The 19,447-nt window shown below is 72.2% G+C and carries 17 protein-coding genes; 15 read left to right on the top strand and 2 right to left on the bottom strand.

Features of this window, described 5'->3' with window-relative positions:
* Positions 1-26 precede the first annotated feature (26 nt).
* The 4 genes from ACIBW9_RS09265 to ACIBW9_RS09250 all read left to right on the top strand — a co-directional run bounded on the left by ACIBW9_RS09265 (position 27) and on the right by ACIBW9_RS09250 (position 4,128).
* Positions 27-917, top strand: a complete 891-nt coding sequence (locus tag ACIBW9_RS09265; RefSeq protein ID WP_398952870.1) for an alkaline phosphatase family protein — start codon at positions 27-29, stop codon at positions 915-917.
* Positions 918-922: 5 nt separating this feature from the next.
* Entirely contained in the window at positions 923-2,206 is a 1,284-nt protein-coding gene (locus ACIBW9_RS09260; protein WP_398952868.1) for an MFS transporter, read from the top strand.
* Positions 2,203-3,225, top strand: coding sequence for a TolB family protein (locus ACIBW9_RS09255; RefSeq protein WP_398952866.1), 1,023 nt, complete (start codon positions 2,203-2,205; stop codon positions 3,223-3,225). The genes ACIBW9_RS09260 and ACIBW9_RS09255 overlap by 4 nt, the downstream gene beginning before the upstream one ends.
* Before the next feature lie 105 nt (positions 3,226-3,330).
* Positions 3,331-4,128 (top strand): transglutaminase domain-containing protein, encoded by a 798-nt coding sequence (locus tag ACIBW9_RS09250; protein WP_398952864.1) that lies wholly within the window; start codon positions 3,331-3,333, stop codon positions 4,126-4,128.
* 8 nt (positions 4,129-4,136) lie between these two features.
* Here ACIBW9_RS09250 and ACIBW9_RS09245 read toward each other — a convergent pair whose 3' ends face one another.
* Both ACIBW9_RS09245 and ACIBW9_RS09240 read right to left on the bottom strand, forming a co-directional pair.
* Positions 4,137-5,045 (bottom strand): TIGR01777 family oxidoreductase, encoded by a 909-nt coding sequence (locus tag ACIBW9_RS09245; RefSeq protein WP_398952862.1) that lies wholly within the window; start codon positions 5,043-5,045, stop codon positions 4,137-4,139.
* 105 nt (positions 5,046-5,150) lie between these two features.
* Complete coding sequence (locus tag ACIBW9_RS09240; RefSeq protein WP_398952860.1) at positions 5,151-6,356, bottom strand: cysteine desulfurase-like protein; 1,206 nt, start codon at positions 6,354-6,356, stop codon at positions 5,151-5,153.
* 309 nt (positions 6,357-6,665) lie between these two features.
* On the opposite strand from ACIBW9_RS09240, the gene ACIBW9_RS09235 reads away from it, so the two are divergent.
* The 11 genes from ACIBW9_RS09235 (at position 6,666) to ACIBW9_RS09185 (ending at position 19,420) form a co-directional block, all read left to right on the top strand.
* Complete coding sequence (locus ACIBW9_RS09235) at positions 6,666-8,081, top strand: hypothetical protein (protein WP_398952858.1); 1,416 nt, start codon at positions 6,666-6,668, stop codon at positions 8,079-8,081.
* 63 nt (positions 8,082-8,144) lie between these two features.
* Positions 8,145-9,368: an AAA family ATPase gene (locus ACIBW9_RS09230; protein ID WP_398952856.1), complete on the top strand. Its 1,224-nt coding sequence runs from the start codon at positions 8,145-8,147 to the stop codon at positions 9,366-9,368.
* Positions 9,365-10,594 carry a VWA-like domain-containing protein gene (locus tag ACIBW9_RS09225; RefSeq protein ID WP_398952854.1) on the top strand — a complete coding sequence of 410 codons (1,230 nt, stop codon included), beginning with the start codon at positions 9,365-9,367 and terminating at the stop codon, positions 10,592-10,594. The genes ACIBW9_RS09230 and ACIBW9_RS09225 overlap by 4 nt, the downstream gene beginning before the upstream one ends.
* A gap of 176 nt (positions 10,595-10,770) precedes the next feature.
* Positions 10,771-12,069, top strand: a complete 1,299-nt coding sequence (locus tag ACIBW9_RS09220; protein ID WP_398952852.1) for an extracellular solute-binding protein — start codon at positions 10,771-10,773, stop codon at positions 12,067-12,069.
* Complete coding sequence (locus tag ACIBW9_RS09215; RefSeq protein ID WP_398952850.1) at positions 12,066-12,938, top strand: carbohydrate ABC transporter permease; 873 nt, start codon at positions 12,066-12,068, stop codon at positions 12,936-12,938. The genes ACIBW9_RS09220 and ACIBW9_RS09215 overlap by 4 nt, the downstream gene beginning before the upstream one ends.
* The gene (locus tag ACIBW9_RS09210; protein WP_398952848.1) at positions 12,935-13,816 is read left to right on the top strand and encodes a carbohydrate ABC transporter permease; all 882 of its coding nucleotides are present in this window, start codon (positions 12,935-12,937) and stop codon (positions 13,814-13,816) included. The genes ACIBW9_RS09215 and ACIBW9_RS09210 overlap by 4 nt, the downstream gene beginning before the upstream one ends.
* A gap of 2 nt (positions 13,817-13,818) precedes the next feature.
* A complete protein-coding gene (locus ACIBW9_RS09205; RefSeq protein ID WP_398952846.1) occupies positions 13,819-15,147 on the top strand; it encodes a carboxylesterase family protein in 1,329 nt (442 codons plus the stop codon).
* A gap of 8 nt (positions 15,148-15,155) precedes the next feature.
* The gene (locus ACIBW9_RS09200; protein ID WP_398953947.1) at positions 15,156-16,286 is read left to right on the top strand and encodes an ROK family protein; all 1,131 of its coding nucleotides are present in this window, start codon (positions 15,156-15,158) and stop codon (positions 16,284-16,286) included.
* A 46-nt stretch (positions 16,287-16,332) separates the two neighbouring features.
* Positions 16,333-17,892 (top strand): GMC oxidoreductase, encoded by a 1,560-nt coding sequence (locus ACIBW9_RS09195; protein WP_398952844.1) that lies wholly within the window; start codon positions 16,333-16,335, stop codon positions 17,890-17,892.
* Positions 17,889-18,497 carry a nucleoside deaminase gene (locus ACIBW9_RS09190; protein ID WP_398952842.1) on the top strand — a complete coding sequence of 203 codons (609 nt, stop codon included), beginning with the start codon at positions 17,889-17,891 and terminating at the stop codon, positions 18,495-18,497. The genes ACIBW9_RS09195 and ACIBW9_RS09190 overlap by 4 nt, the downstream gene beginning before the upstream one ends.
* Positions 18,494-19,420: a sugar phosphate isomerase/epimerase family protein gene (locus ACIBW9_RS09185; protein WP_398952840.1), complete on the top strand. Its 927-nt coding sequence runs from the start codon at positions 18,494-18,496 to the stop codon at positions 19,418-19,420. Before ACIBW9_RS09190 ends, ACIBW9_RS09185 begins: the two co-directional genes overlap by 4 nt.
* Positions 19,421-19,447 lie beyond the last annotated feature (27 nt).

Raw genomic sequence — 19,447 nt, 5'->3', positions numbered from 1 at the left:
CCGTCACTTCTGTCCGGAGGACAGTCATGACCGCCGTAAAGGCTTCCAAGCGCACCAGACGCCCCCTCACCGCACTCGCCGGGGCCGTCGCCCTCACCGCCACGTCGATCGGCGTGTGGGCCGCGACGACCTCGGCGGCCCAGGCAGCCGCTCTCCCCGCCCCCGACCACGTGGTGGTCGTGGTGATGGAGAACCACGCCTACTCGCAGGTGATCGGAAGCTCCAGCGCCCCGTACATCAACAACACCCTCAAGGCGGGTGGCGCCAACCTCACCCAGTCATACGGCCTCACGCACCCCAGTGAGCCGAACTACTACATGCTCTTCTCGGGCTCCAACCAGGGCCGCACCGACGACAGTTGTGTGAGCGTCGGGTCCATCTCCGCGCCGAACCTCGCCTCCGAGCTGATAGCGGCGGGCAAGACCTGGAAGAGCTACAACGAGTCGCTGCCCAGCCAGGGTTCGACGACATGCAGCAGCGGCAACTACGCGCAGAAGCACAACCCGTGGTTCGGCTTCTCCAACGTGCCGACGAACACCGCGATGACCTTCGCGCAGTTCCCGACCGACTACACGACCCTGCCGAAGGTGTCCTTCGTCGTGCCGAACCTGTGCAGCGACATGCACGACTGCTCGGTCTCCACGGGCGACACCTGGATCAAGAACAACCTGGGCGCGTACGCCACTTGGGCGCAGACGCACAACAGCATCCTCGCCGTCACCTTCGACGAGGACAACAAGCTCTCCGGCAACCGCATCCCCACCCTCTTCTACGGGCAGCACGTGGCTCCCGGCAGCTCCGACTCGACCACGTACAACCACTACAACGTCCTGCGCACCCTGGAGGACCTGGCCGGTCTGAGCGCCCACGCGGGCAACGCCGCCTCGGCGTCCGACATCACCGGCATCTGGAACTGACGCCCGTGTATCTCGCGGACTCCCGCAGCACCAAGGCCGCCGTCGCCCCGGACACCCGTCCGGGGCGGCGGCCGGCCGCTGTCCCCGGTACCGTGCTGGCCCTGGGTGCGGTCAGCCTGATCACCGACGTCTCCTCGGAGATGGTCACCGCCGTGCTGCCGCTCTACGTGGTCGCCGGCCTCGGCCTGTCCCCGCTCGGCTTCGGTCTCCTCGACGGCATCAACAACGGCGTGGGGGCGCTGGTCCGGCTGGCCGGCGGTCATCTCGCCGACCGCGGCGGCCGCCGGCACAAGGTCGTGGCGGGCCTCGGCTACGGCCTGTCGGCGCTGTGCAAGCCGCTGCTGCTGCTCGCCCACACCCTCCCCGTCATCAGCGCCGTGCTCGCGGCCGACCGCACCGGCAAGGGGCTGCGCACCGCCCCACGGGACGCGATGATCTCGCTGGCCACCGAACCCGAGCACCGGGGGCGGGCGTTCGGGGTGCACCGTGCGATGGACACCACCGGGGCACTGCTCGGCCCGCTGGTCGCCTTCGCCGTGCTGCGGGCCACCGTGGACGGCTACGACGCGGTCTTCACGGTCAGCGGCTGCGTCGCGGCGCTCGGGGTGCTGGTGCTGGTGCTCTTCGTGCCCGGCCGCATCACTCCCGCCGGTGCCGCGCCACCGCCCGTATCGGCCCGGCCTGCCCTGCGCGATTCGCTGGGCCTGCTGCGCCGCCCGGAGCTGCGCCGACTCACTCTCTGCGCGGCCCTGCTGGGTCTCACCACCGTCAGCGACTCCTTCCTGTATCTGCTGCTGCAGCGCGAGGGCGACCTGTCCGCCGACCTGTTCCCGCTGCTGCCCCTGGGCACCGCTGCCGTCTTCCTGCTGCTCGCCGTCCCGCTCGGCGCGCTCGCCGACCGCCTCGACCGCCGCCGGCTGTTCCTGGCCGGTCACGGCGTCCTGCTGCTCGGCTACGGCCTGGTGCTCTCGCCCTGGCACGGCGTTCCCGCCGTGGTCGCGGTCCTCGTCCTGCACGGCACCTTCTACGCGGCCACCGACGGGGTCCTCGCGGCCGCCACCGCAGGAGCCGTGCCGGCACAGCATCAGGGCGCCGGGCAGGCACTGGTGGGCACCGGCCAGGCGCTGGCCCGGTTCGCCTGCTCGCTCGCCTTCGGCGCGGCCTGGAGCCTGTGGGGCGGTCGCACCGCGCTGGCCGTCACCGCCGCAGCGCTCGCCGTCAGCGCCGTAGTGGCCTCGTTCGTGCTCCGCCAGGCCGCCGACGTGTCCCCCGCCGAGGTGTCCGCATGACCCGAGCCACCCGTCTGGTGATCCTGCTGGCCGCCGTCCTGCTGCTCGGCGGGGTCGGCACCGGGGCGGTACTGTACGCCGCCCACCGCTCGGGCATGCGCGACGAACAGCAGGCGAACGGTCCGACCGTGCACAGCGGCACCGTCTCGCTCCGGCCGACGGCCGGACGCCGGCTGCTGGTGCGCAACCTGGCGTGGGGCCCGCACCGTGACGAGATCGCCACCGTGCCCGCCGACGATCCGCAGGGGCCGCGCACCGCCTCGGGCGTCAAGTGCCTGCGCTTCCACGCGGCGGCGGGCACCGGCATCTGCCTGCAGGCCGTGCAGGGCACGCTCAGGGACACCTACCGGGCGGTGGTCCTCGACGCGCACCTGCACGAGTTGCACCGCTTCCCGGCCGCAGGCATCCCCACCCGAGCCCGTGTCTCGCCCTCCGGCCACCTGGTGGCCTGGACGGTCTTCGTCAGCGGAGACTCCTACGCCGGTACGAACTTCTCCACCCGCACGGCCGTCGTCGACACCCGCACGTGGGAGATCGACGACAACCTGGAGACCTTCCACATCGTCAAGGACGGCCGGACCTACCGAGCCGCCGACACCAACATCTGGGGCGTCACCTTCGCCGACGACAACCGCTTCTACGCCACACTGGCGACCGGCGGCAAGACCTACCTCGTACGAGGAGACGTCGCGGCGCGCACCCTCACCACCCTGCACCGCAACGTCGAATGCCCCTCCCTCTCCCCCGACGGCACCCGCGTCGCCTACAAGAAACGCGTCAAGGGAGCCTCCCCCGACGCCCCTTGGCGGCTGTACGTCCTGAACCTGCGCACCATGAAGGAGACCGCGACCGCCGAGCGGCGCAACATCGACGACCAGGCCCTGTGGACCGACGACTCCACCCTCGTCTACGCCCTCCCCGGCGACTACGGCTCGGACCTGTGGACCGTCCCGTCCGACGGCACCGGCACGGCCCGCCGGCTGATGACCTCGGCGGTGGCTCCCGCCTACCTGGGCTGACGGGTCCTCCCAGGTCCCGTATCCACGGGCGCACAGTTGAACATGTTCAATTCATCGGCGATGATACGTGTGGCCATCGAGGGTGCCGCAGAGAGGACCACGGTCATGACGAGCTCGCTTCTCACGCCACGAGGCCGTACTCGCGCCGGCACGACGAACGCTGGAACGGCTTCCGGGAGCACCGCCCCGACGCGGATCCTCGACTGGCGGCACCCGCAGGTCACTTCCCTGCTTCGGCAGATCGACACGACGGCCGACACGGGGACGGCCGCGGGACCCGACCGCCGGACAGCGGACCTGCGCCGGGCCCACCGGGTCATTGCCGCGACCGTGCGGCCGGTGTACTCGGTGCAGGACGAGCGGCCCGTGTCCGAGGTGCTGCGCCGTGGCCGTGGTTCGTGCAGCCAGCGGCTGGCCGTGCTGGAGGCGGTGGCGCGGGCGTCCGGGGTGGCCACGCGGGTGCGCGGGCTGCTGGTCGACGGGGCGTTCTGGTATCCGCGCTTCCCGCGGCTGCGCCGGATCGTCCCGGACCAGGTTCTCCTGGCATGGCCGGAATTCCGCCTCGACGCGGGGCCGCCCGCCCACGCCGCCGGTCCCTGGCTGCCGGTCTCGGAACTCTACGGCAGTCTTGACGAGTTGAGCGACGGCCGGGGTGGCGGCTTCACCAACGCCGGTGCGGAGACGCTGTTCGAGGCGCTGTCCAGGACGGCGGTCGACTGGGACGGGGTGACGCTCTGCCCGGCCGACGGTGCCTCGTGCGATCTCTCGGCCCATGTCCTGGCGGACCTGGGCCACTTCGACTCGCGCGACCAACTCTTCGCCCGGCACGGCCAGACCCTGTGCCGGACGGCGAGAGTGCTGGCCGAGCCGGTCCTGGGCCGTCGTCGCGCGGAGGGCGCCTGAGAGCACCGTCAGCGGATCACTGAGTCCAGGGCGGCCTCGAAGGTCGGGTGCTCGAAGGTGAAGCCCGAGTCGAGAAGGCGGCCGGGCACCACCCGCTGGCTCATCAGGATGCCGTCGGCGAACTCCCCGAGCACCAGCCGCAGGGCGAAGCCGGGCACGGGCAGCACCATGGGGCGGTGCAGGGCCCTGCCGATGGCAGCGGTGATGTCCCGGTTGGTCGCGGGGTGCGGGGTGGTCATGTTGACCGGGCCGCTGACCGATTCGGCGTCGATGAGGTGGTGCAGGGCGCGGACCGTGTCGGGCAGGGAGATGTAGCTCCAGTACTGGCGGCCGTGACCCAGCCGCCCGCCGAGCCCCGCCCGGGCCGGCGGCAGCAGGCGGCCCAGGGCCCCGCCCGCGCCGGACACGACGATGCCGAAGCGGGTGGTGACGACCCGCGTCCCGGCCGCCCGGGCGCCGTCGGCGGCGGCTTCCCACTCCTGGCAGACGCCGGCCAGGAAGTCCTGGCCCGGCCTGCCGGACTCGTCCACCTCGGCCTGCCCGGTCTCGCCGTAGTAGCCGACGGCGGACCCCGACACGAACACCCGCGGCGGCTTCCCGCAGCCACGGATCGCCTCAGCGAGGGCGCCGGTGCCGCGCACCCGGCTCTCGCGGATCTCCTTCTTGTACGCGGCGGTCCACCGGCGGTCGCCGACTCCTGCGCCGGCCAGCCCGACCACCGCGTCCGCGCCGTCGAGCACCGCCGGATCGACCCCGTCCGCGTCCGCCCGCGGGTCCCACCGTGCCTCGACGCTTCCGTCGGCCCTGGTCTGCGGCTCACGCCGGACCAACCGGGTCACACGGTGACCGTCGGCCAGCAGCGACGCGGCGAGTGCACCGCCGATCAATCCTGAGGAACCGCTGATGACGACGTGCATGAGAACCGGCCTCGATCCGGGAGCGGACAACCGAACGATAAGTTTGACTCTTCAAACATACACCCGCCCGTGCGCCCCCCTCGCGCTGGTTCCCGGCTCCGCTGCTCAGGGGCTGAGGAACTCCGACAGCCCGCCCAGCAGCCGGTCGACGTCCTCCGCGCTGTTGTAGGGCGCGAGGCCCATGCGGAGGCCGCCGGTGTCACCGAGGCCGAGCCGGCGGGAGGCCTCGATGGCGTAGAAGGATCCCGAGGGGGCGTGGACGCCGCGCTCGGCGAGGAAGCGGTAGGCGTCCGTGGTGGAGCGGTCCTCGAACGTCAGCAGCAGGGTGGGCGTGCGGTCGGCCGCCCTGGAGTGGACCGTGATGCCTTCGAGCGAGGACAGTCCCTTGTCGAGCTGTGTGCGCAGGCTGTGCTCGTGTGCCTCGAGCGCCGCGAACGCGGCGGCCAGGCGCTGTCGGCGGGTTCCCGTGGCGCTCGGGTCGAGCCGGGTGAGGAAGTCGACCGCGGCGGTGGTGCCGGCGAGGAACTCATAGGGCAGCGTGCCCAGTTCGAAGCGCTCGGGAACCGCGTCGGTGGAGGGCAGGAGCTTGTCCGGTCGCAGGGTCTCCAGCAGCTCCGGCCGGGCGGCGAGGACTCCGTGGTGCGGGCCCAGGAACTTGTACGGGGAGCAGACGAAGAAGTCCGCGCCGAGCGCCTCCAGGTCGACCAGGGTGTGGGCGGCGTAGTGGACGCCGTCGACGTAGCTGAGCGCTCCCGCCTCGTGCGCCAGGCGGGAGATCTCGGCGATCGCGGGACGGGTGCCGATCAGGTTGGAGGCGGCGGTGACGGCGACCAGCCGGGTGCGACCGGTGAGGACGGCGCGGATGTCGTCGAGCGTCAACTCCCCGGTGGCGGGGTCGAAGTCGGCCCAGCGCACGGTGGCGCCGGCCGCCGCCGCGGCCTGGACCCAGGGGCGGATGTTGGCGTCGTGGTCGAGGCGGGTGACGACCACCTCGTCCCCGGGCTGCCAGGTCTTGGCGAGGGTGCGGGAGAACTCGTAGGTGAGCTGGGTGGCGCTGCGGCCGAAGACGATCCCCGACGGATCCGCTCCGAGCAGGTCGGCCACGGCCCTGCGGGCCCCGGTGACGATGGCGTCGGCGTTGCGCTCCCCCTGCGCCACCTGGCCCCGGTTCGACAGGGGGTTGGACAGCGCGTCCGCGATGGCCTGGATGACGGGCTGCGGGGTCTGGGTGCCGCCCGGGCCGTCGAAGTGCGCCGTTCCGGCCGCCAGGGCGGGGAACTGGGAGCGGATGGCGGTGATGTCGTACGTCACGGGAAGCTCCTGCCGGTACCGGGCCTGGGCACAAGATCCTCCGCGATCGTCGGCGCCCTGGCAACACGCGGGTCAGCCGCCTGTGCGCGGCACACGGGACAGACCCAGCGCCGCCGTCCCCACGGCGGGGGCCGGCTGGGCGGGGCTGAAGCGGCTGCGGGGTACGGCCATCGACAGGGCGGCGACCGTGGTGCGGGCCGCGAGACCAAAAATCCTTGGCGGTTCGAGTACGGCGACGGTTACGATCCCCGCGATGACTACTCACTCTGCTGTCAGATTGGGGGTCCCGTCCGCGCAAGGTGAGTGCTGATGCCCACTCACACCGCGAACGGGGACTCCTCCCTCTCCTTCTGGCTGCGCGTGCGCGAGTTCGCCGTGCCGCCCTCCATGATCGAGACCGCGACCGCCAGGCGCCGCGTCGGCGACTGGGCCGGAGCGTGCGCTGCCGCAGGCGTCGATGTCGACCTGAGTCTGCGCTCCGCGGCCCGCACTCACGGCCGGGCGCTCGCGGACCAAGTCCGTGCGGATCTACGGCAGTTGGCTCCGGACCTGCTGCGCTGGCACATGCCGAGGATCGCTCCCGACGGGCTGCTGCGCCCGGGGCTGACCATCTCCCTGGCCCGCTACGACGCCGCCGAGCGCGACGGACCGGATCCGGTGCACCTCGTGGTCCGCACTCCGCCGGCCTGGGCGGACGCCGGGCAGCGGATCAGCCTCGGGCTGTGGGACGGATCCCACGCCGAGGCCGCCTCCCGCCGTCATCCGCATCCTCGTCCCAGCCGGCGCTTCCGTCTGGACCTGCACCGGCATCTGTGGGATGCGAGCCGGGCCGGGGAGCTGCGGAGCAGGTCCGGTGCCGATCGACCGGCCGGCCCCGAACACCTCGTACTGGGACCGGAGTTGCGGCAGACGGTGCCGCACTGGCAGCGCTGTGCCCTCGGCCGGTGGGCAGCCGAGGCGGGGATCGTGCTTCGCGCCGAACGGCCGGAAGCAGCCACCGGGGCCGTTCTCGTGCGGCTCGGGGGCCGACATCGACTGGTCCTGGACGTGAACCTCGACGGCGGGTTGTCAGCGACGCGGTTCGCGGACCGTGGCAGGACCACACGTGCGGACGGCCGCGCGCTTCCGGTCCTCCCTGACGCGGGGACCTGGGTGCCGCCCGACCTGGAGCTGCTGCGCACCGGTTCGATCGGGGCCGATCGGCTGCACCCGCTGGTCGCCGCCGCGCTCGTACCGGACCACTCGCCCGGTCCGGCAGGCGGTGCGGACCCGCCTGGGCATCCCCGTCTTGTGGAATGCCGTGGTTCCCGGCACCGGATCGGTCTGGTCGACGGAGTGCTGGTACCGCTGGACCACGACCCTGCCGAGGTCCGGCGGGAGGAGCTGCTGGTCGCGCTGACCGGCACTCCCCTGCCCTGCCTGCGGGCGATCGATGAGGCGCACCGCCGTCCGGACTGTCTCACGGGAGTCCGTGAACGCCTGGACCACGGTGACATCGCCGGCGCGCTGGCCGTCGTGGAGGGCCTGCTCGGTCCCGACGCGGTGCTGCGTGACGGCCCGTTGCGGGACGAACTCGAGGCGGCCGCGGAGCGGCGGATCACCTACGGCCTGTTCAGGGCGGGCCTGATCGGGCCCGGGGACCCGCCTGCTCGCTCCCACCCCCGAGAAAACCGCCGTCGCCCCCTTGCCCGCCGCATGCGCCTGCGCCGAGCGACCTTCTACTGACCCGCGCCCCCTGTTCCCGCGCCTGCTCCGTCGGCTCATCACGAACCCAAAAGGTGATCAAACATGTCTGCATCCGTTCCGTTCGCTTCCCCTTCTCAACTCGACGTCGCCGACGAACTGCTGACCCTGCTGCGCGACGCCACCACCGAACCCCGTCCCGACATGCAGCTCGAAGCCCTGACGCTGACCGTGGCCGCCGATCTGCCCGTGCTGCTGTGGGGTGAGCCGGGGATCGGCAAGACCGCGGCCCTCACCCAGCTCGCCGAGGCCCTCGACCTGCCGCTGACCACGGTGATCGCCAGCGTGCACGAGCCGTCCGACTTCTCTGGGCTGCCCGTCCTCGGGGACGATCCCGCGGAGCAGGGGGTCCCGATGGCCCCGCCGGACTGGGCGGTACGCCTGGTGCGGGCCGGGCGTGGGCTGCTGTTCCTGGACGAGCTGTCCACCGCGCCGCCCGCCGTGCAGGCCGCGCTGCTGCGCCTGGTGCTGGAGCGGCGGATCGGCGCCCTCCAACTGCCCCCCGGGGTCCGGATCGTGGCCGCCGCCAATCCGCGGTCCTCGGCGGCCGACGGCTGGGAGCTGAGCCCGCCGCTGGCCAACCGTTTCGTGCACCTGCAGTGGACCCACGATCACGAGGTCGTCGTACGCGGCCTCGGCGGGACCTGGCCGCGGGCCACGCTGCCGCGGCTCTCAGCGGAGAAGCTGTCGGAGGCGGTGGACTTCGCCCGCCGTGCGGTGTGCGGGCTGCTCACGGCACGGCCCAAACTCGTGCACCAGCTTCCCGGCAACGAGATGCGGCGGGGCGGCGCCTGGCCGTCGCCCCGGAGCTGGGAGATGACGCTGCGCCTGATCGCCTTCGCGACCGCGGCCGGCTCCTCCCGCGACGTGCTCTCGCTGCTGGTCCGGGGCACGGTGGGCGACGGCCCGGGCCTCGAACTGCTGGCGAGCCTGGACCGGTTGGACCTGCCGGACCCCGAGGTGCTCCTGGCCGACCCCGCGAACGCGGAGCTGCCCGAGCGGGGTGATCTGCGCCAGGCCGTGCTCGACGGCGTGGTGACGGCGGTCCGCGGCCGCCCCGAGAAGTCCCGCTGGGACGCGGCCTGGACGCTCCTGGTCCGCGCGCTGGAGACCGGAGCGCCGGACCTGGTGGTGGTGCCCGCGACCACGCTCGCCACGCTGCGCCGCGAGGACTGGGACGTACCGGCGGCGATCGAGAAGCTCGCCGGAGCGGTCTCCGTGTCCCGGCGCGCGGACCGGGCCGCTCTCGCGTCGAAGGCCGGCCGATGAATACGGACGCGCCCGGGGCGCTGGACCGCGACAAGCTCTTCGCCGCCCGCCTGCATGCCGCCCGGGCCCGCCCCTACCTGGCGACCGCGCTGTTCGCCCTGCACACCGTGGAGTCACGGCAGGTGCCGACGATGGGCGTCGACCGGCACTGGCGGTGCTATGTCTCGCCGGGGTTCGTGGACCGGATGCCGGTGGAGGACCTGGCGGCCGTATGGGTGCACGAGGTGTCGCATCTGCTGCGCGACCACCACGGGCGCAGTGACCGGGTCGCCCGGGAGCGGGGGCTGACCGGCCCCGGCGAACGCCTGCGGATGAACATCGCGGCGGACTGCGAGATCAACGACGACATCTACGGCGACGGGCTGGTCTCGCCCCTGGGTGCGGTGCGGCCGGCGGCCTTGGGGCTGTCCGAGGGGCAGCTGATGGAGGACTACCTGCGCCAGTTCACGCTCGGCGCGCGCACGCAGGGCATGGCCTGGCTGGACTGCGGCAGCGGCGCCGACGGGCTGGCACGGGAGTGGGAGCTGGGTCCGGACGGCGCGCACGGCCTGAGCGCACAGGAACAGGACGCCGTGCGGTTCCGGGTGGCGGAGGGACTCAAGGGCCGTCCGGGAAGCGCCCCGGAGGGGTGGCGGCGGTGGGCGGAGAAGGCGTTCCATCCGCCGCAGCCCTGGCGGGAGCTGCTGGGCGCGGCGGTCCGCTCGGCGGCCTCTGGGTCGGGCGCGGGCGAGGACTACAGCTACGGCCGGCCCGCGCGGCGCTCGGCGTCACTGCGCGGTGTCGTACTGCCGAGCCTGCGGCGCAGCCCGCCGCGGGTCTCGGTGATCATCGACACGTCCGGGTCGGTCAGTGACGCCGAACTGGGCAGCGCGCTCCTGGAGGTGGCAGCGATCTCCCGTGCCGTGGGCGGCCGCCGTGACCTGGTGACCGTGGTGCCGTGCGACGCGGCGGCCCGGATCGCGCACCCGCTGTGCAGGGCCGAGGGCATCCCGCTGCTGGGCGGCGGCGGCACGGATCTGCGCACGGGCTTCGCCAGGGCGCTGCGCACGCGCCCCGACGTCGTAGTGGTGCTGACCGACGGTCAGACCCCCTGGCCCGACTCGCGGCCGGCGTGCCGGACGGTGGTGGGCCTGTTTCCCCGGCACGGCGCGAGCTGGGACGAGGAGGATCCCGACCATGTGCCGGACGCGCCGCCCGCCTGGGCCCGGGTGGTCGACATCGGGTAGCGGAGCGGCACGAGATGGAGATCTTCTCTGTGCTGCGGCAAACCGGACCAATCGATTTCGCTACAAGTTCCGAAATTATTCGTGATGGCTCGGCCACGCCGCCGCAACACCGCGTTCGTAGCTTCGCTTGCAGCCAATAATGCTGGTTCTTCGCGAAATCCCCCAGGAGCCCCCGAGTGTCCAACCCCTCCAGACGCGGTGCCCTGAAACTGACCGCCGGCCTGGCGCTGCTCGGCGCCTCGGCCCTGACCGGCTGCGGCCGCGGCACTCAGACCGCGGCCGCCAAGACCTCCGCCACGCCCGTCGGCAACGGCCCGGCCACCGGAATCCTGAACGTGTGGGCCGCACAGGGCGACGCCGACGTCCTGAACAAGGTCATCAAGCCGTTCGAGGCCGCGAACCCCAAGCTCAGCGTGAAGTTCACGCTGATCCCGAACGCCGAGTACTACACCAAGCTCCAGTCGGCGATCGCGGCGGGCAAGGGACCGGACGTCGCGCAGTTCTTCCCGGAGTCGCAGGCCCAGTTCCTTGACCCGTCGATCCTGCGGGCCGTACCGGACGGTCTCGTCGACCCGGACAGCTTCTTCAAAAGCCTGTGGGACGCCGGTGTCACCGGGGGCGTGGCCTACACGGTGCCCTGGTACGCGTACACCTACGCGCTCGTCTACCGCTCCGACCTCGCGAAGAAGGCCGGTGTCGAAGCGCCGACGACGTGGGACGGGATGGTGCCCTTCCTCAAGGCGCTCCAGAAAGCGGGTGCCGGACACGGGCTCGGGGCCGACATCGGCTGGGACGTCTTCAACGGCCAGGACGTCGCGATGTACGCCTGGCAGGCGGGCGGCTCCCTGCTGTCGGGCGGCAAGTGGACGCTCGACACACCGGCGATGGTCGACGCGCTGAAGTACAACGCGTCGTTCTTCACCTCCGGGACGGCTGACACCAGCGGGCCGACCTTCCTCGACGCGCAGCCGTACTTCGTCTCCGGCAGGACGGCGACGATGATCACGGGCCCGTGGGTGATCGGCCAGCTCGACACCGCCGCGAAGAAGGACGGCTGGACGGCGTCCCACGTCGCCACCGCGCCGCTGCCGGCCGGTTCGTCGAGCGGTGTCTCCTTCTCCGCGGGCGGCAGTTGGGGGGTGCTCGCCGACAGCGGGAACGCGGACGCGGCCTGGAAGTTCGTCCGGTACCTCGCCGAGCCGAGCACTCAGATCGCGCAGTACAAGGCGTACAGTTCGCTGCCGGCCGTCGTCTCCGCCTGGGGCGACCGGGCCATCAAGGGGCAGCCGCTGCTCGGCGCCTTCCTCACCCAGCTCAAGAACACGCGGGCGTTCCCGCAGGTGACCACCTGGCAGCAGGTCGCCACCCGTCTCGGCAAGGAGACGGAGGCCGTCGCCAAGGGCACGCAGAGCGCCGCGAAAGCCGCCGCGAACGTGCAGGCGTACGCCGAGAGCCTCGGCACGGGAGCGAAGTGAGGACCCGTCGGACGGCCGTCGCCTGGCTGTTCCTCGCGCCGTTCACGGTGGTGTTCCTGCTCCTGACGGCGATCCCGACCGTCTCGGCGCTCGGTTTCAGCCTCACCGATCTGCGGGGCGCCGACCTGCGGCATCCGCTCGCCGTGAACTTCACCGGGCTGGACAACTACCTGCGCCTGTTCCAGGACGACAGCTTCCTGCGGGACATCTTCAACACGGCGGTCTTCGTGGCCGTCGGTGTGCCGTTGACCATGGGCATCGGATTCACGCTGGCCCTGGCGCTGAACTCCGGCATCCGGCGGCTGCGTGGCGCCTTGCGTACCGTCTTCTTCGCGCCGGTCGTCACGAACATCGTCGCGGTCGCCCTGATCTGGCGGTACGCCTTCAACGAGAACGGCACCGTCAACAAGGTGCTCGGCGCCGTCGGCCTCGCCGGACCGAACTGGCTGGACGACACACACCTCGCCATGCCCGTGGTGATCGCACTCGGCGTATGGCGCAACTTCGGCACCGCGATGGTGCTGTTCCTCGCCGGTCTGCAGGCCGTCCCGCAGGACGTGTACGAGGCCGCCTCGCTCGACGGGGCGGGGAAATGGCGGCAGTTGAGGCACATCACGCTGCCGATGCTGATGCCGACCACCTTGATGGTCTCCGTATTGCTGACCGTCTTCTATCTCCAGGTGTTCGACGAGCCGTATCTGCTCACCGACGGCGGCCCGCTCGGCTCCACCGAGTCGGTGGCGTTGTACACCTACCACCAGTTCGGGGTGGGCGAGTTGGGCGTGTCCTCGGCCGCGTCCTTCGTGATGCTCGTCCTCGTCGCGCTGGTGAGTGTCGTCCAGTTCCGACTGCTGAGGCCCCGCTCATGACCGCTGTCGCCACGCTGCACAAGGCCGAACCGGCCAGCGAGCGGATCACCGTACGCCGCCGCTCCCTCTCCCAGCCCGTCCTGTACGGCGCTTTGTTGCTGTGCGCGCTGCTCACGCTGCTGCCGTTCGTGTGGGTGCTCGGCGGCTCGCTGCGCAGCCTCGACGAGATCCGCTCCGACCCCGGTGCCTGGCTGCCGCACCACGTCACCTTCGACAACTTCGTCCGGCTGTTCCGGACGCAGGGTTTCGGCCGGTTCCTGGTCAACAGCGTCGTCGTGGCGGTGATGGTCGTGGTCGGCAATGCGGTGGCCGCGTCGGCGGCCGGATACGCCCTCGCCAAGCTGGAGTTCGCGGGCAGGCGGCTGGCGTTCGGCGCGGTCATGGCGGCGATGATGGTGCCGGTCACCACGGTGTTCATCACCCAGTTCGTCATCACCGTCGACATGGGTCTTGCGGACACCCTGACCGGAATCGCACTGCCCTCGGTGGCGCTTCCGCTGTCGGTGTTCATCATGCGGCAGTACGCGCTGTCGATCCCCGACGAGCTGCTGGAGGCTGCCCGGATCGACGGGGCCGGCGAGTTCAGGATCTTCTTCCGGATCTTCCTGCCGCTGGCCGGGCCGGCGGTCGCGACGATCACGATCATGTCGTTCCTGACGTCGTGGAACAACTTCATCTGGCCGCTCATCGTGGCCCAGAGCATGTCGAGTTACACGCTCCCGGTGGGGCTCGCCGCCACCAGTCAGGCAGCGGCCCATGTCACCGACTACGGTCTGATGCTCGCCGGCGCGATCGTCGTGATGCTGCCGGTGCTGGTGCTCTTCCTGTTCCTGCAGCGGTACTTCGTGCAGGGCGTCGCCGGGACGGGGATGCGCTGACGGTGACGACCACAGACAGGGTGCAGGCCCCCGCGGGCACGATCGTCGGCCGCCGTGACGGCCGGGTGAGGCGCTTCCTCGGCATCCCGTACGCCGAACCGCCCGTCGGGGAAAGGCGGTTCGTGGCACCGATCCGCCGCGGCCGGTTCCCGCGGCCGTACGACGCGACAGGGCACGGCGCCACGGCTCAGGTCGTGCCGCTGTTCGACACGACCACGATCCCGGAACCGTCCGTGCCGGGCGACGACGTGCTGAACCTGAGCGTCGTCGCCCCGGTCGACGGGGAGGACTGCCCGGTCCTGGTGTGGGTCCACGGCGGCGGCTTCCTGGCGGGCAGCCCGGCGAGCCCCTGGTACGACGGCCGTTCCTTCGCACGCGACGGCGTGGTCACGGTGACGGTCGGACACCGCCTGGGCGTCGAGGGGTTCGCCCCGCTGGACGACGTACCGGCCAATCGAGGGTTGCGCGATCTGCTGCTCGCTCTCGACTGGGTGCGGGACAACATCGCCGCGTTCGGCGGCGATCCGGGCCGGGTCACCCTCGCCGGACAGTCGGCCGGGGGCGCGGCGGTGCTGGCGCTGCTGTCGTCACCGGCGACGGCAGGCCGTTTCCAGCGGGCGGTCAGCCTGTCCGGGGGGTTCTTCGAGGTGGCCGAGGACACCGCCCGTGGCTTCCTCGAACGGCTCGGGGACCGGCTCGCCGTGCCCCCGACGCGGGACGGGTTCGCCCGCTGCACCAGGGGTCGACTGCAGTGGCACGTACGGGAGTTGCGGGCGGACGAGGCACTCGTACTCGGCCCGTACGTCGGCGACGACGTCCTGCCGGTACCGGTCGCCGACGGACTCGCGGCGCACGGACACGCCGTGCCCCTGCTGCTCGGCGCGACGGGCGACGAGTTCGACGGCCCCGCCACACTCGAAGGCGCCCGCACCGCGGGCACCCGCCGCACCGACACCCTCTTCCGCGCCGCCTGCCCACGCACGGCCGCAGCCCGCCGGCACTCCCCGGCCGGCACCTGGCTGTACTCCTTCGAATGGCCCTCCCCGGCCACCTCAGGCGCCACGCACTGCATCGACATCCCGTTCTTCTACGACGTCCTCGACGCACCCGGGGTCACGGAGGCGCTCGGCGCCGACCCGCCCGCGGCACTGGCCGCGTCGATGCACGCCGACCTGGTCGGCTTCGTCCGCGGCGAGGAGCCGGCCTGGGCGAGGGCGACCGGCACGCTCGGGGACCCGGCGCGCACGTACGGTCGGCCCGGCGCCCCCTTCGCGGCCGACACCACCGGGGTGTTCGATCCCGTCGTGGGCGGGGCGGTGGAGGCGTGCTGATGTCCGGGATGAACCAGAGCGCGGTCCGACGGGTCAACACCTCCGTCGTCCTGCGGGCGTTGGCGGTGTCCGCCGGGCCGACGACGCTGACCGCGCTGTCCGAGCAGACCGGCCTGTCCCGCCGCACGATCGAGCTCATCCTGGACTCGCTCGTCGAGGCGGGCTGGGTCAGCGAGTTGGACCGGGTGCCGACCGTCGGCTGTGCCGGGCGTCCGGCCCGCCGCTACGAACTGCGGGCCGAGCACGCCCTGTTGGCGGCCGTGCAGATCACCACCGGGGACGTGTCGGCGGTCGTGGCCGACGTGCGCGGCCGTATCGTCGGCCGCGCGCACCGGCCGCTGCGCGCCTACCTGGATCCGCGGCTCACGCTCGACGACGCTGCGGCCCTGGTGCTGACGGCGCTCGACGACGCGGGCGGGTCGCCGGAGCGGCTGCGTGCCGGGGCGGTCGCGAGCGGCGGCGCGATCGACGACGAGGGAGTGGTCCGGCGGCTGGTGCACACGACGCGCTGGCAGGGAGTGCACCTGCCCGAGGAGCTCGGGCGGCGCATCCGGGTTCCGTGGTTCGCGGACAACGACACCAACCTGGGTGCGCTCGGGGAGCGTTGGCGGGGCGTGGCCGGCGGTCACGACACCGTCGTATGGGCGATTCTCGGCAACCGGACCGGTCTCGGCATCCTCATCCGGGGCGCGGTGCACCGCGGTCTCGACGGTGCCGCGGGCGAGATCGTCGAGGCGGCGTCGATACCGAAGAGATCGGTCGAGGAGCGTCCGGTGGCCTGGCTCACCTCACCGGAACCGACGCAGCGACGTGTCGCACTCGACCTGTTCGACGCGGCCCGGGCCGGCGACGGGAAGGCGCTCGCCGAGGTCGGGGAGCTCGTGGAGAGCATCGCGTCGATCCTCACCACCCTGTCGTGGACGGTCGCGCCCTCGCTGATCGTGCTCGGCGGCGGTCTGGAGGACGCGGCCGATGTGCTGCTGCCCCGGGTGCGGGACGCGCTGCGCGCCGCCCGCACCCCCGCGGTCGAGTTGCGCGCCACCGGTCTGGGCCGCGACGCCGCGCTCGTCGGCGCCGTCAAGCTGGCGCTCGACCGTATGGACACCGAGCTGTTCGGCCCGCTCGTCACCGCCGAGTGATCTCCCCCATTCCCCCACGCCATCAGATCCACCATGGAGTCTCACTGTGACCCGTACACCCCGTGCCGACGTCCTCATCGTGGGCAGCGGCATCATGGGATCCGTCGTGGCCCGGCTGCTGCGCGAGACCGACCCGGCGCTGGAGATCACCATGGTCGACGGCGGCAGCCCGATCGGCGAGGCGCCCGGCCTGCATCTGCACGACCTCGACGACCCGGCCTTGTGGACCCGTTACAACGAGCAGGTCGCCACCGGAATCCAGGGCATGTACACGGGCGCCGAGGTGGTGCGGGAGGTCGCGGACAGCCTCCCCGGTCTGCCGCCGGGCATGTACCACGCGCTCGCCCTCGGTGCGGACGCCGAGGCGATGCCTCAGGTCGCGCTGGCGTGGAACGCGGGGGGCATGGGAGTGCACTGGACCGCAGCGACGCCGTGGCCGGCCGGGGACGAGGTCTTCGACTTCGGCGACCCGGCACGCTGGGCGGCGGACCTGGCGACCGCGCGCCGGGTGCTCGCGGTCACGCCCGCCGCGATCGGGCCGACCGGGGTCGGCCGGCTGGTCCTCGACGTACTGCGGCGCCGCTACGACGGCGTCGGACCGGGCGAGCGGCGCCCGCAGCCGATGCCCATGGCGGTCGCCGCGAGGGCCTCGGGGCCCATGCCGCGCACGGCGCCGGGGACTGTCTTCCCCGCGATCGCGACGGGCAAGGACCCCGCGTTCACGCTGGTGACCGGGACGCTCGTGACACGGCTGCTCGTGTCCGACGACGGCCGGGTCGCCGGTGCCCGGCTGCGGCGTGTCGCCGACGGCGCCACCTCGGAACTCCGCGCCGCCGCCGTGGTGGTGTGCGCCGACGCACTGCGCACACCCCAGCTGCTGTTCGCCTCGGGCATCAGACCGGCGGCGCTGGGCCGGCACCTCAACGAGCACGCGTTCATCACCGCCCGGGTGCTGCTCGACCTCGACCGGTTCGGCCTCGACCTGGGCGCGCTGCCGCTGCCCCGTCCCGGCGAGTTCAGCACCGACTCGCTGTGGCTGCCGCAGAACGGAGCGGCACAGCCGTTCCACGGCCAGATCATGAACCGCACCTACGTCGACGAGGACGGCCGCCCTCTCGCGCACTCCGTGGGCCTCTCGCTGTACGCCCCGGTCGAGTCGCGGCCCGAGAACCGCCTCGTCTTCTCGACGACCGGGACCGACCTCGCCGGAATGCCGCGGATCGGCATCGAGTTCGCCTACTCCGACGCCGACCGTGCACTGATCCGGCGGGGACTGGCCGAAGTCCGTTCGCTGGCCGAGGAGTTCGGCCCCTTCGACCCCGCGACCGAGAGCGCGCTGCTGCCGCCCGGCTCGTCGCTGCACCTGACCGGCACCGTCCGGGCCTGCGTCGCCGACGACGGCACCGGCGTGTGCGACCCGGACGGCAGGGTGTGGGGCCACGACAATCTGTATCTCGCCGGCAACGGCGTGATCCCCACCGCGATGGCCGCCAACGTCACCCTGACCGGCGCGGTGACCGCCGTACGGGCCGCGCGTGCCGTCGCCGCACACATCAGAACAACTGCCGTACGTCCTACGTCACTTGAAGAGGAAGGCCGATCGTGATCGACATCGCCAGGGAATACCGCGTGGCACTGCCGGCGTGGATCGACGACGAGCTGGCCGACGTGCCGGCCGTGATCCCTGACCGCGAGGACCGGATGCGTCTGGTGCACCGTCTCGCCGACCGCAACTGGCGCGAGGGCAACGGCGGCCCGTTCGCGGCGCTCGTCGCCGAGCAGGACACCGGCCGGATCGTCTCCGTCGGCGTGAACGTCGTCCTCCTCTCGGGTGTCTCCAGCGCCCACGCCGAGGTCCTCGCGCTCGGCCTGGCGCAGAAGGCGACCGGCGGCTGGGACCTCGGCGCAGAGGGGCTGCCGGCGCACGAGCTGGTCGTCAACTGGCGTCCCTGCGTGCAGTGTTACGGCGCCACCATGTGGTCCGGGGTGCGCGGACTCGTGGTCGCCGGCGAGGGCCCGGAGCTGGAGGAGATCACCACGTTCGACGAGGGCCCGCTCGGCTCGGACTGGGCCGAGCAGTTCGAGGCGCGCGGTATCAAGGTCACGGGGGACGTGCTGCGGGACGAGGCCCTCGCCGTGTTCCGCGGCTACCGGGAGGCCGTCGACTCCGACGACGTCACCGTCTACAACGCCCGCGGCGGTGACGAGTGACACCGCGGTTCGCGACCGACGTCGTCACCTTCTACCACCCGGCCTTCTGGGGACTGGACTCCGCCGACGCCCTGCGGGACTGGGCCCACGACAACCCCGAGGCCTTCTGGGTACGGGTGATGGACGTGCTGACCGAGACAGGCGTCACGGGTGTCGAGCTGACCTTCGCGCCCGGCGGCATCGACTCGGTGCTGCGGGCCTTCGGCAGCGCGGCCTCCTTCCGCCGTGAACTCGCCGCCCGCGGCCTGTCCGTGGTCAGTGCCTTCGTCGCCGACGCGGAGGCCCCCGACTGGCGGCACTCCCACGATCTGCCCGCGATCGTCGCCGACGCCGAGCGGCGCGCTGCCTTCCTCGCCGAAGCGGGCGCGGAGATCCTGGTGACCGGGCTGCCCATGCGGACGACGTTCGGGACACGCCCGCCCTTCTTCGTCGACGCCGCCTACATGACGCGGATGGCCGACGTCGCGCACGCGGTCGGCGAGGCCGTCTCCCGGCACGGCGTGAAGCTCGCCCTCCACACGGAGTCGCACAGCACGCTCTGGTACGAGCGGGACATCGACCTGTTCATGGCACTGACCGACCCGCGCTATGTGTGGCTGTGCCCCGACTCCTGCCACATCGCGCTCGGCGGGGGCGACCCCGTCGCGGTGGCGCGCCGCCACGCGCCGCGCATCGCCCTGGCACACTGGAAGGACGCGGTCGGACCGATCGACGTCCACCTCACCATCGACGAAACGATCTACGCCCAGCAGCAGCCGTACATGACCGCACCAGGCACGGGCATCGTCGACTGGCGGGGCTGGGCCGACGCGATGTCCCGTACCCCGGGTGCCGGCATCGTGCTCATCGAGCTGGACGAGGCGGCCGATCCCGTTGCCGCACTGCGGGCGGGGACGGCGGCCGCTGCCGCGGCCCGGGACTGATCGGCCCGTTCAGCGGATCTACCCTTG

Source organism: Streptomyces sp. NPDC049541 (genome assembly GCF_044465725.1).
GTDB lineage: Bacteria > Actinomycetota > Actinomycetes > Streptomycetales > Streptomycetaceae > Streptomyces.
Note: the sequence above shows the minus strand (reverse complement) of the source record. Positions and strands in the feature narration are given on the sequence as shown.